Here is a 12809-nt window from a genome sequence, read left to right on the forward strand (position 1 = left end):
GAAATATCAAGGCCCGCAGGCTGCGGGTTCCCCTCGACACACCGAGGCATACCCTGATGGAAAATGGAACGTTCTTCCTGGCACTTTTCGTCTGGATCGCCTTCTTTATCCTGGCCATTCCGCTGGTACGGCGTATTCGGCATCCCGATCAAAGACCGTTGGCCGCCTACCTGATCTTCGTGTCGCTCTTCACGCTGGTCGCCGGGATCCTGTTCGCGCTCCTGTCCTGGCTTGCAGTGCTTCTGGGCTTGTCCCAGGCGCTGGAACGCCTGTCGCCCGCGGTGGTGTTTCTCGTGCTGGTGTTTGCGCCCGCCTTCTTCGTCGCAACCTGGCAAGCGCGAAAGCCGCGGTGGCGGAGACCCCCGCCACCCTGAGACGAGCGGGCTCGCGGCAGGGTGGCCGGACGCATCAATCCCATGGGCTGCCGCGGCCAAAGGGCGCAATGCCAGGTGGCGGCGGTTGCCTCATTCGATCCCCGCCGCGCGCTGCTCTGTACGGATCCAGGCGATGATGTGTGCCGCGCCTTCCCCGGTGACACCTGGTACCGGCGGCATATCGCCGAACTCCCAGTGGTGCTGATGCACGCCAAGCGCGATGGCCCGGTAGAACGCGAGATCCGAATGGTGCGAGGGCTCGTAGATGCGGTGGATCAGTGGCGGACCCTGGTCCGTCCCCAGTGCCTCGGGTCCATGACACGCGGCGCAGTGCGTAGCGAACAGTGAAAATCCCGCAGCCGGATCGGGCTCGAACGTCTCGGGTGGAATCCGGAACTCGGTGCGCTGGGCGGGCGGGGTGCCCGTTGGTGCCTGCGCCTGGGGTTCCGGAGCGGCGGCGGTGTCGGTCCCGGGGGTTCCGGGATCGCTGCATCCCGCCAGCAACGCGATGCTGACGATTCCGATGGGCAGGGTGGTTCGAATGGTCAAGACGGTCTCCTCCGTGTCGGGCATGGACGATCACCGGCCTGGTGGCAGGTCGATCGAGAAGGTGGTGATGCCTTCGGCGGATTCGGCGTCAATGCGTCCGCCGTGGGCTTCGATGATCGAGCGGGTGATCGCAAGGCCCAGACCTGCGCCCCCGCCCTGCGCGGATCGCGATGGGTCGATGCGGTGAAAGCGGTCGAAAAGAAGCGGAAGCCGGTCAGGCGGGATGGTGGGCCCGGGATTTCTCACCGACAGTCGCGTGATGCCTCCGGCCACAACTGCGATCCGGATCTCTACGGTTCCGCCCGCGGGTGTATGCCGCAACGCGTTCGAAAGAAGGTTGGACAGCGCGCGGCGCAGCATCAGGCGGTCGCCGACGACCGTCGCAGCCCCGGTGAGTCGCAGCGTGACGCGCTTTTCCTCTGCCAGTGCCTCGTAAAACTCCATCAGCGCCTGCGCCTCGGCCTCGAGTGCGACCGCTTCCGCGGGCCGCGGTAACAGTCCGTTGTCGGCCTTGGCGAGGAACAGCATGTCCCCGATCATCCGTGCCAGGCGTTCGAACTCCTCCAGATTGGAATGCAGCGTCTCGCGGTAGTCCTCGGCGCTGCGGGCACGCGACAACGCGACCTGGGTCTCGGTCATCAGGTTGGACACCGGAGTGCGCAGCTCGTGGGCGATATCGGCCGAGAAGTCGCTGAGGCGACGGAACGCAGCCTCCAGCCGGTCGAGCATGCCGTTGAAGGCGCGGAGCAATTGCAGCATCTCGGCTGGTGCGTCTCCTTCCGGCAGCCGCTCGCCGAGCCGTCCGGCCGAGAGCCCGCTGGCGGCCAGCGTGACTCGCCGCAGCGGCGCCAGTCCCTTGTAGGACGCAAACCAGCCCAGGCCTGCGGCCAGCACGGCGGCCAGCAGGATGCCGAGCCAGAGCTGATGTCGGATCTGCCGGAGGAATTGCACATGGTGTGAGGTGTCGATCGCCACCAGCACGCGCAACTCCGTTGGCTCGGGCATGGGCGCGGTGAAGGTTTCCTGACGTCCGACGTAGCGGATACCGCCCAGTTCGCGGACCAGCGTGGTACCGGCAGGAAGGGCCTGCGCGCTCCATTCCGGCGCAAAGCCTCCCGGTGTCGTGTACAGCTCGCGGCCCCCGCCATCGGTGATCCGTACCTCGAGCAGCTCGTGTCCGATCAGCACATCACTGAGCCGCTGCGGCAGGCTGGCGAATGCGGCCTCCGAGGTGGTGCGCCCGATCAGGTTGCCGATCACGCCCAGTTTCGCGGAGAGTTCGTGTTCATCGAGCTCGATGAAATGGCGGGTGACCGAGCGTTCCACGACGAGGCCGACCAGGAGCAGCAGCGCCGCGGAGAACAACGCGAACAGCAACGCCACGCGCGCGGTCAGCGACAGCCTCCCTCCTGTCATCCGATTCATGCCGCCGCGTCCGGGTCAAGTATGTAGCCCATCCCGCGAACGGTGCGGATCAGCTTCGGTTCGAAGGGGTCGTCAACCTTTGCCCGCAGGCGCCGGACTGCGACCTCGATCACGTTGGTGTCGCTGTCGAAGTTCATGTCCCAGACCTGCGAGGCGATCAGCGACCGGGGCAGCACCTCGCCCCTGCGCCGCAGCAGCAGTTCCAGCAGTGCGAACTCCTTGGCTGTGAGATCGATACGCACGCCGGCGCGGGTGGCGCGGCGACGCAGCAGGTCGAGTTCGAGGTCGGCGGCCGTCAGCACCTCCGGCTCCTTGGTCTTGCCCCGGCGCAACAGGCTGCGCACCCGGGCGAGCAGCTCGGAAAAGGCGAACGGCTTGACGAGGTAGTCGTCGGCGCCGAGTTCCAACCCGTGCACCCGGTCCTCGACCTGGTCTCGCGCGGTCAGAAAAAGGACCGGCATCTCGCGTCCGGCGAGGCGCAACGCCTGCAGCACCGCCCAGCCGTCCATCCGGGGCAGCATCACGTCCAGCACCAGCAGGTCATGCTCGCCGGTGGTGGCCAGATGCAGCCCTTCCAGCCCGTCGCGCGCCAGGTCGACCACGAAACCGGCTTCGGTCAGTCCCTGGCGCAGGTAATCACCGGTCTTCGGCTCGTCCTCGATGATCAGAATCTTCACGCCGCGGCCCCGGGGTGTGGTACTGGCTGACTCATAGTCTGCCATCGCCCACGGCGAATGGTGGAAAGCTGACAGAGATGTAATGTCGCGGTCAGGGGGATCGCCATCGGTGCCGGCGCGGACGTGGCCATCGAGGCCGCCGACGTCACCCTGGTGTTCGGCGAGTTGACCAAGGTGGTCGAGGCCATCCGGCTCTCGCGGCTGACGTTTCGCAAGATCGTGCAGAACCTGTTCTGGGCCTTCTTCTGCTACGTGGTAGCCGTCCCCATGGCCGCCGTCGGCCTGCTGCATCCCATGATCGGCGTCATTGCCATGACCGCCAGTTCGCTTTCGGTGATCGGCAACTCGATGCTGCTCAAGCGCGCCCGGATTCGGTAGACGACAGATTTCAACACACTATGGGTCAGGCAAATCACCTGGAGCAGGCAAGCATGGGAGAAGGATTCGGACACGGGTTTGGCTTTGGCGGCGGAGGGCTGTGATTGCTCCTCCTCTGGCTACTCCCCTTTCTGCTGGTGGTCTGGGGTCTCACCGCGTTTCGGGGTGGATCCCGTGGCGGCGCAGACGGCAGCACCAAAAGCGCACGTGAACTGCTCGACGAGGAGTATGCCAAGGGTCGGATCGACCGCGAGGAGTATCTCCGGCGCAAGAAGGATCTTTCCGGATGACGGGTAAATGCGCTTGAACGATCCACGAACACACGTGATCTACGACCGCCTGCTCGGGAGGTTGCGGTGACGCACATCAGTCGGGTACTGGCCTGGGTGGCGGGTGCCGCGGTGGCTCTGCCTTGGCACCGGGTCTTGTCCCGAGCCGCCTGCCTCCTGGCACCCGTGTTCTGGCGCTGTGCCCGCAACGGGCGCGAACGACTCGGCCGGTCGAACATGACGCGAATGTAATTCTGCGGTCATCCTGCCGTAAGTCGCTGCCTGCCATGCTCTTGCGCGCTGGAACCGGATGCCTGTTGCACGCCGAGTGTAGCAGAGCCCGGCCCCGATCCTGACACCATCCGAAGGAGCACTGCAGAAATGCGACGACTTGCAGTTCCGATGCTGCTGCTGTCTGCCGGTTCGGCCCCAGGGCTCGCGGTTGGCAGCCAGCCTCACGACCCTGACGCTGTAGTTCCCGCGCCCATGGTGCAAACACTGCCCGCGCCCTTGATCCCGGAGGCGGCGATGGCGGAGGAGGACTGGCGCACCGCCAATGAAACAGTGGGTGAGTTCACGCGCGGCCACATCGATATCCTGCGCTGGGAGGCCGAGAACCCGCCGCCGTCGTTCGCAGAGCCGCTGCCCGCCGGTGAGCATCTCTCGATGTCGGCGGCGGTGCGCATCGCGTTCGGCAACCGCCCGGACCTTTTCGCCACCGAGGACATGAATGCGCTGGCACGGGCGCGGGCCGACATCGCGGCGACCGCTTTCGCCCGCGACGTGCAGCGGGCCTGGATCCAGGCGGTGGCGGCCGAGCAGGGTCTGCGCCGGACCGGGGAGGCCTTCGAGGCAACCGAGATTGCGGCAGAACTCGCGGCACGCATGACCCGGGTGGGTAACTGGGGACAGGATCGGCTGCTGCGCGAGCAGCTTGGCCTGTCCGACGCCGGAATCCAGCTGGCCCAGACGCGGCAGCAGGCGATGAGTGCCCGCGAGGCACTGGTCCGCAAGCTTGGGCTCTGGGGCGACGGCCTGGATTTCGCGCTGCCAGATGCACTCCCGCCGCTGCCGACGCAGCCGTTGAGCGGCGAGGGCCTGGAGGCCCGGGCCCTGCGTACGCACCCGGCGCTGCGCCTGGCGGCAATCGAGGCGGAGCGTTCGCAGCGCGCTGTCGGTTCCCGCACCTGGTCGATGTGGACCGAGGCCGCGGAAGATGCGCTCTCTCGCGCGGTAGCGGCGGGGAATGATAACGGGGATCCACTGGCCCACCCGATCGAAGGAGCGCCGGTGCTCAAGCGTCGGCAGCTGCCCCGTGGGCACGACGCGGAAAAGACCGCGCGTGCCGCGGCAGAGGCGGCGGCGCTCGCGGTGACCATCCGTTCGCAGGTTCGCGAGGCCTACCACCAATACCAGGTCGCATATGACATTGCGCGCCGCGCCGACGAGAACCAGCGGCTTGGCGAGGACCTCCAGGAGGAGACCCTGTTGCGCTACAACGGCATGCTCGACAGCACCTGGGACCTGCTCGCGAGCGCTCGCGATCGCGTGGAACGCAGCAGTGCCGCAGTGCAAGCGCTGGGAGACTTCTGGCTGGCACATGCCAATCTGCAGGCCGTGGTTGCAGGCGCCGAATACCCGGGGCCGGACGCGGGCAGCCTCCGCGTCGCGGGCAGAGCAGACGCAGGAGGACACTGAAACCATGAACCGACGTGAATTCATCAGTGGTGCGGCACTGGGAGCGGTGGCCGCAGCCGGTGTGAGCAAGGTGGCGCTCGCGGCCTTGCCGGAACCCGAGATCCGGATCTCCGCCGAGACCGCGCCTCCGCGCTCGCCGGACCGGGGTCAGCCCTACAACCCGGTGGTCACGCTCAACGGCTGGACCGCGCCATCGCGCATGAACCATGGCGTGAAGGAGTTTCACCTGGTCGCGGAGCCGGTGGAACGCGAGATCGCGCCCGGGATGGTGGCGCGACTCTGGGGCTACAACGGGCAGAGCCCGGGTCCGACCATCGAGGTGGTGGAAGGAGACCGCGTCCGGCTGTTCGTGACCAACCGGCTCCCCGAGCCCACGACGATCCACTGGCACGGCCAGCGCCTGCCCAATGGCATGGACGGCGTGGCCGGCGTGAACCAGAAGGCGATCCCGGTCGGGAAAACCTTCGTCTACGAGTTTGTCGCCAGGCGCCCGGGCACCTTCATGTACCACCCGCACGCCGACGAGATGGTGCAGATGGCGATGGGCATGATGGGTTTCTGGGTCACCCACCCGCGCCAGAAGCACGACTGGATCGAGGACGTAAACCGCGACTTCTGCTTCCTGCTGAACGCCTATGACATCGATCCCGGCAGCGTGGTCCCCCGGGTCAACGAGATGCTGGATTTCAATCTCTGGAACTTCAACAGCCGGGCTTTCCCGGGCATTGACTCGATGAACGTCCGCCTGGGTGACCGTGTCCGGATCCGGATCGGCAACCTGACCATGACCAATCACCCGATCCACCTGCACGGCCACGAATTCGAGGTGACCGGAACCGACGGCGGACCGACCCCGCCGGGCTCGCGCTGGCCCGAGGTCACCTCGGACATTGCGGTCGGGCAGATGCGCCAGCTCGAGTTCCTCGCCGATTCCGAGGGTGACTGGGCTTTTCACTGCCACAAGAGCCACCACGCGATGAACCCGATGGGCCACGACGTGCCGACGATGATCGGGGTGGATCACCGTGGCTTGGTCGGGCGGATCCAGCGGCTGGTGCCGGACTACATGGTGATGGGTGAACGCGGCATGAACGACATGAAGGACATGCATATGATGCTGCCCGAAGAGACGCTGGCGATGATGGCCGGATTCGGACCCCACGGCCCGATCGGCATGGGCGGCATGTTCACCACGCTCAAGGTACGAAGTGACCAGAAGCCGGGTGACTACTCTGATCCGGGCTGGTACGAGCAGCCCGCGGGCACCCAGGCCTATGAATGGACGGGCGAGCTTCCCGAGCCGCAACGCTTTGCGTCGGAGCGTCTGAACCGGAGTGAGGTGCCCGATCTGCATCGGACCGCATTGGAGGTGCAGGTCCGGAAACCGGGTGTGGGCACCCATGGACACCGGTGACCTTGCCGCGACATCCAACCTGTACCACCCGACTCTTACACTCTACGGAGCGATACCATGAGACTACGCGCGTTGATCGTTACCCCGCTGGCATTGCTTATCGGCCTTTCCGCGGATGTTCTGGCCCACGGTGAGCAGGGGTCCGTTCACAGCGAATCCGGCCCTGTGATCAAGGAGCAGACGGCGTGGGGCATCGCCGGCGACCCTGGCGAGGCGACCCGGCAGATCGAAGTTACGATGACCGACGAGATGCGCTTCGCGCCCGACCAGCTCTCATTCAAGGAAGGCGAGACCGTCCGGCTGTCCGTCACGAATGCCGGGGCCCTGATGCATGAACTGGTCATCGGTGACGAGGCGTCGCTGCGCGACCACGCGGAGTGGATGCTGAAGTTCCCGGACATGGAACACGACGAGCCGTACATGGCGCACGTGCCCCCCGGCGAAACTATCGACCTGGTGTGGACCTTCAACCGGGCGGGGGAATTCCGGTTCGCGTGCCTCATACCCGGTCACTATCAAGCGGGGATGGTCGGGAACCTCTCGGTGACTCGACCGCCTTCCGCGGCCGCTGCCAATCAGGCAGAAACGGTCACAGCACACGCTCATACCCACTGAAACATCGACTCACATCGAACAGGAGAACCCCACGATGCATCGATTTCTGCGCAAGACCGTGCTGATGACGGCTGTCCTGATGACTTCCGCGGCGCTGGCCGAGACTGTATTACCCAAGTTCGACGCAGAGGTTCGCCGGGTCAACCCCGACGCCGGCAAGATCACCCTGAGGCATGGCGAAATCCCGAATCTGGACATGCCGCCGATGACCATGGTGTTCGAGGTCGCCGACCCGACGCTGCTGCAGGGCGTTTCCCCGGGCGACCGGTTGCGGATGACCGCCGACCGGATCGACGGCGCGTTCACGGTGCTTTCCATCGAGGCGGGCGGGTAGGTCTGCCCTTTACCCACAAGTTGCGCAGACCAATTGATGCAGGGCATCGTCATCCGATTTCATCTCTCAACCTGATTATCACGAAACCTCCTCAGCCAGTGCGATACCTCTCCGCGTCGGTCGTCATTGCGAGCGAAGCGCGGCACTAATGCGCGCAGCGCATTGAACAGCCGAAGGCTGGCCCGCAGGGGGAGCGCAGCGAATAATCCAGGCGGCGCGGGGAGGACCATCGCCGTCTGGATCGCCACGTCCCGCCACGCTGCGCTCGCGGCTAAAGGCTTCGCTCCTCGCGATGACGCTGGTTTCGAAGATGGCCCAGTCCAGCTTGCGGAGCTTCCGTGATAATCAGGTCTCTCAAAGCGTAGGCAAAGGACATCGTGGTGAGTTTGGCGTAGCCGTGCCACATCAGTTGGTGTCCGGGCGGTGGGTCGTGTTTACGGTTGGTGTAGCCGCCCAGGGTGGCGACTTCCCGGACGGCTGCTTGGAGACTCGTGGGTCGTGGTCGGCGCCGGGACTGAGTGAAGTCGCCAAGCACCCGCACTTCGACGTCCGAGAACAGCAGTTTCGGCGGCAGGTCCGGGGCTTCGCGGCCAGGCGACTGCTGCTGCATCTGTGCCGGTAGTGCGGGCGCATCGCCGGTTGGGCTGAATCGATCCGCGCAACCTGGTCTGGGCAGGGGTGTGTCGCGCAGCCGGTTCCGTGCCACGTAGACTGTCCCCATGAGCAGCCATCCCTATGCCAGCCTGAAGCCGGAGGTCATCCTGGATGCAGTGGAGTCCACCGGGCTGCGCGCCGACGGACGGCTGCTTGCGCTCAATAGTTACGAGAACCGCGTCTACCAGATCGGCATCGAGGACGCGGTGCCGGTGGTCGCGAAGTTCTATCGGCCGGGACGCTGGTCCGAGGAGGCTATCCGCGAGGAACACGGGTTCGCGCTGGAACTTGCGGCGGAGGAGGTTCCGGTCGTCGCGCCGCTGCTCGACGCGACGGGGGAGACGCTGCACAGCCATCAGGGTTTCCTGTTCGCCCTGTACCCTCGGCAAGGTGGGCGTAGCCCTGACCTGGAGCAGCGCGAGAATCTCGTGCGCATCGGGCGCTTCATTGCCCGCATCCATGCCGTCGGCCGCGCCGGGAGCTTCCATGCACGTGAGCGACTGGACGCCGCCGAACTCGGCGAGATCGCGCGCGAGGACGTGCTCGTTAGCGAGCGTCTGCCATTCGAGCTGGAATCGGTCTACGAGGATCTCAGCGCGGATGTCCTCGATCGCATCGTATACCGCATCGCCGAGGCCGGGCCCGTGCCAATGATTCGCCTGCACGGCGACACCCACCCCGGCAACATCCTGTGGACCGAGTCCGGCCCTCACTTCGTGGACCTGGATGACGCCTGCACCGGGCCGGCGGTACAGGATCTGTGGATGTTCCTGTCCGGCGACGCCGAGGAGATGTCGGCCCAGATGCTGGCGCTGCTGGAGGGCTACGAGACCTTCGTGCGCTTCGACCCGCGGGAACTGGCGCTGATCACGCCGCTGCGCACGCTGCGCATCCTGCGCCACGCGGCCTGGCTTGCACGCCGCGCCGATGATCCCGCCTTTGTCCAGGCCTTCCCGGTCTTCTACACCACGCGCTACTGGGAGGACCACATCCTGACCCTGCGCGAACAGGCCGCAGCGCTGGACGAGCCCGCCATCCGCCTGACCTGATCAGCTTTGCGTTCTGACGCGACACGGGCTTGATGTCGGCTGGCGGCGCTGGGCTGGTTCGTGCCGCCGGGTAGTCCGCCGACGTTGCTGATGCGGCTCGTCTTCGAGCGTGATCAGCGCGGTATTCCAGACCTTGGCGTCGCTGGGGCCCCGGAATCGGATTGCTGCAGGCTGAGGGCGGCCGGATCATCACGAAACCTCCGCAGCGAGCACGACACCGTTCTGCGTCGGTCGTCATTGCGAGCGCAGCGCGGCACTAATGCGCGCAGCGCATTGAACAGCCGGAGGCTGGCCCGCAGGGTGAGCGCAGCGAATAATCCCGGCGGCGCGGGGAGGACCATCGCCGTCTGGATCGCCACGTCCCGCCACGCTGCGCTCGCGGCTAAAGGCTTCGCTCCTCGCGATGACGCTGGTTTCGAAGATGGCCCGTTCCAGCTTGCGGAGCTTCCGTGATAATCCGGTCTCGCGATGACGGTGGTTTCGATGACGGCCCGTTCCAATTTGCGGAGCGTCCGTGATAATCAGGTCGGGGGATGGAGCACAACGGCGCGAGAATCCACTAGAATCGGCCGCCTCTATTCTGATGCAAAGCCGCCCAGGTTATCCGATGATCAACGCCCAACCTCGCCAGGACTGTTATTTCTGCCGCGTTTCCGCCGGCTTGACCGACCCGTTCATTTACGAAAACCGCTCGTTCGTCGGCATCTTCGACACCAACCCGGTGAATCCGGGGCATGCACTGGTCATTCCCCGGCGGCACGTGGTCTCGCTGTTCGAACTCAACGAAACGGAGCAGTCGGACTACTTCGACGCCATTCACGGAGTCCGGCAGGCCATTGAAACGACCGACAGGCACGACCTGTACCGGAACATGCAGAACCGCGACTATCTGCGGGAGCGACCGAAGGACCACATCGAAACGGTGCTGAAATCGCCCTTTCTGAACCAGCGGCCCGATGCCTACACCATTGGCAACAACGACGGCCGGGCGGCGGGAAGGAGCATCGACCACCTGCACATCATCCTCATCCCGCGCTACACGGGAGACGTGGAAGACCCCAGGGGCGGCATCCGGAACATCATCCCGGACCGGGCGAAATACCAGTGGTTGGCGCCGGGGGCGCCTGCCGGGAGCACACGCGCGTCGGAGGGTTGACGGGACAACGCCCTTGCATTTTCCGGGAACCGGCCTCGCAGCAGTGCCCCGGGTATAACCCAGGCGGCACGGCACGCGAGGCACTCGGGAGCGCGTTCGTTATCCGCGGGATCGATACTGAGCTCGAGCACGCCGGAGTCTGCGACTCCGCAACTCCGACAGGCGCGAAATGCCTGCGTCGGTCATCAGGGCACCGTTGGTCACCGGGGTCGCAGCCAGCCCGCGGTCCTTGACGGCCGCCACGGCTTCAAGCCACCGTGGACGGGTCGTGGGCTCACTGCCTGTCAGTGTGACTGCAGCTACCCCCATGGCCTTGCAGGGCATCCAGCAGGCGCTCGAGATCGGAGCGAGAGGGATCGAGCCGGGACTCTCCGCCGCACTGCTTTGTTGAAGGCGAAGTCGTGGGCGCGCGCTGTCCATGGCGGCGAACCAGCTGTTCTCCAGCATGAAGTTGGCGAAGATCACGGTCCCTTCACGGTCCGCGCCGTAGCGCACCCCCTTCCCGACGAACGGGCGCTGCGTGCCGAGCGCGCCGGGCTTCCTGATGCGATCGAGGTACAGGCGGCCCGGACGCTACCCGATGGGGCCAGGATGGACTTCCGGCTTGACGACGGGGTGCTGTTTCTGACGGGGTGCTGTTTCTGAACGTGTCCTGGCCCGAACGGCGTGGAACGTTCGACCGAGGGATTTCTAGGCGATGCCGGTGTCCGCTCAGCGGAAACTTCAGATCGAAGGTGCCGATCCAGGAATTCGCCGACCAGGATGGTCCCGTGCGCCTTGGCGAGTCCTGCTATGCTCAGTCTCGGATCCTGCCTCGGTGCCAGCCACGAGTCTGCATGTTCGGTGAAAGCTTCAGCCTGTTTCGGGTACTGGGGTTCGAGATACGAGCCAATGTCACCTGGCTCTTTCTCGCCCTGCTGATCACCTGGTCGCTCGCCGAGGGCCTGTTCCCCCACTTCTACCCGGAGCTGGCGCCAGCCGTGTACTGGCTGATGGGCCTGGTGGGCATGCTGGGGCTGTTCTTCTCGCTGCTGTTTCACGAGCTCAGCCATTCCGTGGTGGCGCGCAGCTACGGGCTCCGGGTCCGCGGGATCACCCTGTTCCTGTTCGGCGGCATGGCGCAGATGGTCGGCGAGCCGAAGGAGCCGCGGGTGGAGTTCTGGATGGCGATCGCGGGGCCCATCGCGAGCCTGTTTCTCGCGGTGGCGTTCTACCTGCTCGGCGCCGGCATGCACGCGGTGGGCGTGCCGGAGCATCTCGCCGGCGTGGCGTACTACCTGGGTTTCATCAACTTGCTGCTGGCCGTGTTCAACATGGTGCCGGGGTTTCCGCTGGACGGCGGGCGGGTGCTTCGGGCTGCCCTCTGGCATCTGAAAGGGGATCTGCGCTGGGCGACGCGCTGGGCATCGCGCATGGGCCAGGGGTTCGGGCTGCTGCTGGTCGCGCTGGGGATCGCGAGCTTTGTGGCCGGCAACTTCATCGGCGGCATGTGGTGGTTCCTGATCGGTCTGTTCGTGCATGCGGCCGCCGGTGCCGGCTATCGCCAGTTGCTCATGCAGCAGGCACTGGCCGGGCGTAGCGTGCGCCGTTTCATGACCACCGACCCGGTCACGGTGCCTGCCGAGACCAGCATTCGTGATTTCGTCGAGCACTACGTCTACCACCATGCCTTCGACCTGTTTCCGGTGGAACGCGGCGGCCGGCTCGTGGGCCATGCGGGGCTGCGCGAGGCCAGGCAGGTTGACCGGGAGGCGTGGGATGACACGCGCATCGGGGAGGTTTGTCGCGAGGCCGGTGAAGGTGCCACCGTGTCTGCCGACGAGGATGCGAACGAGGCGCTCGAGCGCATGCAGGGTCACCGGGTCAGCCGCTTGATCGTGACCGAGGGTGATCGCATCGTGGGTATTCTGGCGCTGAAGGATCTCCTGCACTTTCTGCAGGTGCGTTCCGAGCTGGAGAAGGGCTGAACCGGGCGGCTGATGGCGTTGGGAGCATTACCGGATTGTTCTGGCTCATCCAGGCAGACCGATAAGCGCTGCCTTGGACCGCGTAGGAGCGAGCCTGCTCGCGAACGCGCCGCAGGCGCGCCGGGACCAGGGGTCGCCGAGCAGGTTCGTCACCCATTGGAACAAATCCGTAATGCTCCCATGGCGTTGGATCGATACGCCCCGTGCTACCGGCGTTCGCGGGTGAGCACCGTTTCCACAACGTTGCTTC

13 protein-coding genes and 2 pseudogenes are annotated in these 12809 nt (G+C 65.6%); 10 read left to right on the top strand and 5 right to left on the bottom strand.

All coding sequences use genetic code 11. The features are described 5' to 3' along the window. The first annotated feature begins 56 nt into the window (after positions 1–56). Complete coding sequence (locus tag TVNIR_RS05095; protein WP_015257916.1) at positions 57–374, top strand: hypothetical protein; 318 nt, start codon at positions 57–59, stop codon at positions 372–374. A gap of 90 nt (positions 375–464) precedes the next feature. On the opposite strand, the gene TVNIR_RS05100 is transcribed toward TVNIR_RS05095, so the two are convergent. The 3 genes from TVNIR_RS05100 to TVNIR_RS05110 are packed head-to-tail and all read right to left on the bottom strand — an operon-like array spanning position 465 to position 3025. Next, positions 465–923 carry a c-type cytochrome gene (locus TVNIR_RS05100; RefSeq protein ID WP_015257917.1) on the bottom strand — a complete coding sequence of 153 codons (459 nt, stop codon included), beginning with the start codon at positions 921–923 and terminating at the stop codon, positions 465–467. Positions 924–953: 30 nt separating this feature from the next. Further along, on the bottom strand, positions 954–2348 hold the full coding sequence (locus TVNIR_RS05105; protein WP_015257918.1) for a heavy metal sensor histidine kinase: 1395 nt from the start codon (positions 2346–2348) through the stop codon (positions 954–956). Further along, positions 2345–3025, bottom strand: coding sequence for a heavy metal response regulator transcription factor (locus tag TVNIR_RS05110; RefSeq protein WP_015257919.1), 681 nt, complete (start codon positions 3023–3025; stop codon positions 2345–2347). The genes TVNIR_RS05105 and TVNIR_RS05110 overlap by 4 nt, the downstream gene beginning before the upstream one ends. A 96-nt stretch (positions 3026–3121) precedes the next feature. Here TVNIR_RS05110 and TVNIR_RS05115 point away from each other — a divergent pair. The 6 genes and pseudogenes from TVNIR_RS05115 to TVNIR_RS05140 form a co-directional block, all read left to right on the top strand. Next, positions 3122–3403, top strand: a pseudogene (locus TVNIR_RS05115) (heavy metal translocating P-type ATPase); the annotation flags it as partial. A gap of 104 nt (positions 3404–3507) precedes the next feature. Continuing rightward, a complete protein-coding gene (locus TVNIR_RS05120) occupies positions 3508–3693 on the top strand; it encodes an SHOCT domain-containing protein (protein WP_237251751.1) in 186 nt (61 codons plus the stop codon). A gap of 465 nt (positions 3694–4158) precedes the next feature. Further along, positions 4159–5370 carry a TolC family protein gene (locus TVNIR_RS05125; RefSeq protein WP_237251752.1) on the top strand — a complete coding sequence of 404 codons (1212 nt, stop codon included), beginning with the start codon at positions 4159–4161 and terminating at the stop codon, positions 5368–5370. Between the two features lie 4 nt (positions 5371–5374). After that, positions 5375–6784, top strand: a complete 1410-nt coding sequence (locus TVNIR_RS05130; protein ID WP_015257923.1) for a multicopper oxidase family protein — start codon at positions 5375–5377, stop codon at positions 6782–6784. A gap of 57 nt (positions 6785–6841) precedes the next feature. Continuing rightward, positions 6842–7399: a cupredoxin domain-containing protein gene (locus TVNIR_RS05135; RefSeq protein ID WP_043739361.1), complete on the top strand. Its 558-nt coding sequence runs from the start codon at positions 6842–6844 to the stop codon at positions 7397–7399. 34 nt (positions 7400–7433) lie between these two features. Beyond that, complete coding sequence (locus TVNIR_RS05140; RefSeq protein ID WP_015257925.1) at positions 7434–7733, top strand: copper-binding protein; 300 nt, start codon at positions 7434–7436, stop codon at positions 7731–7733. Positions 7734–8004: 271 nt separating this feature from the next. On the opposite strand, the gene TVNIR_RS20485 is transcribed toward TVNIR_RS05140, so the two are convergent. Beyond that, the gene (locus tag TVNIR_RS20485; RefSeq protein ID WP_237251753.1) at positions 8005–8454 is read right to left on the bottom strand and encodes a hypothetical protein; all 450 of its coding nucleotides are present in this window, start codon (positions 8452–8454) and stop codon (positions 8005–8007) included. Between TVNIR_RS20485 and TVNIR_RS05145 the strand changes: the two genes are divergently transcribed. Both TVNIR_RS05145 and TVNIR_RS05150 read left to right on the top strand, forming a co-directional pair. Next, positions 8453–9436, top strand: coding sequence for a serine/threonine protein kinase (locus tag TVNIR_RS05145; protein ID WP_015257926.1), 984 nt, complete (start codon positions 8453–8455; stop codon positions 9434–9436). The two genes, TVNIR_RS20485 and TVNIR_RS05145, sit on opposite strands and share 2 nt — an antisense overlap. A gap of 607 nt (positions 9437–10043) precedes the next feature. Continuing rightward, positions 10044–10592, top strand: coding sequence for an HIT family protein (locus tag TVNIR_RS05150; RefSeq protein WP_015257927.1), 549 nt, complete (start codon positions 10044–10046; stop codon positions 10590–10592). A 377-nt stretch (positions 10593–10969) separates the two neighbouring features. On the opposite strand, the pseudogene TVNIR_RS21215 reads toward TVNIR_RS05150, so the two are convergent. Next, positions 10970–11096: pseudogene (locus TVNIR_RS21215) on the bottom strand (VOC family protein); the annotation flags it as partial. 332 nt (positions 11097–11428) lie between these two features. Here TVNIR_RS21215 and TVNIR_RS05160 point away from each other — a divergent pair. Then, positions 11429–12559, top strand: a complete 1131-nt coding sequence (locus TVNIR_RS05160; RefSeq protein WP_043739369.1) for a site-2 protease family protein — start codon at positions 11429–11431, stop codon at positions 12557–12559. Positions 12560–12809: the final 250 nt, after the last annotated feature.

The sequence above is a fragment of the Thioalkalivibrio nitratireducens DSM 14787 genome, assembly GCF_000321415.2.
GTDB classification, from domain to species: domain Bacteria; phylum Pseudomonadota; class Gammaproteobacteria; order Ectothiorhodospirales; family Ectothiorhodospiraceae; genus Thioalkalivibrio; species Thioalkalivibrio nitratireducens.

Bases quoted from the DNA above. Each gene is read 5' to 3' on its own strand.
- TVNIR_RS05095 (WP_015257916.1), top strand. From the start codon at position 57: ATGGAAAATGGAACGTTCTTCCTGGCACTTTTCGTCTGGATCGCCTTC.
- TVNIR_RS05105 (WP_015257918.1), bottom strand. From the start codon at position 2,348: ATGAATCGGATGACAGGAGGGAGGCTGTCGCTGACCGCGCGCGTGGCG.
- TVNIR_RS05125 (WP_237251752.1), top strand. From the start codon at position 4,159: ATGGTGCAAACACTGCCCGCGCCCTTGATCCCGGAGGCGGCGATGGCG.
- TVNIR_RS05130 (WP_015257923.1), top strand. From the start codon at position 5,375: ATGAACCGACGTGAATTCATCAGTGGTGCGGCACTGGGAGCGGTGGCC.
- TVNIR_RS05135 (WP_043739361.1), top strand. From the start codon at position 6,842: ATGAGACTACGCGCGTTGATCGTTACCCCGCTGGCATTGCTTATCGGC.
- TVNIR_RS05140 (WP_015257925.1), top strand. From the start codon at position 7,434: ATGCATCGATTTCTGCGCAAGACCGTGCTGATGACGGCTGTCCTGATG.
- TVNIR_RS05145 (WP_015257926.1), top strand. From the start codon at position 8,453: ATGAGCAGCCATCCCTATGCCAGCCTGAAGCCGGAGGTCATCCTGGAT.
- TVNIR_RS20485 (WP_237251753.1), bottom strand. From the start codon at position 8,454: ATGGGGACAGTCTACGTGGCACGGAACCGGCTGCGCGACACACCCCTG.
- TVNIR_RS05150 (WP_015257927.1), top strand. From the start codon at position 10,044: ATGATCAACGCCCAACCTCGCCAGGACTGTTATTTCTGCCGCGTTTCC.
- TVNIR_RS05160 (WP_043739369.1), top strand. From the start codon at position 11,429: ATGTTCGGTGAAAGCTTCAGCCTGTTTCGGGTACTGGGGTTCGAGATA.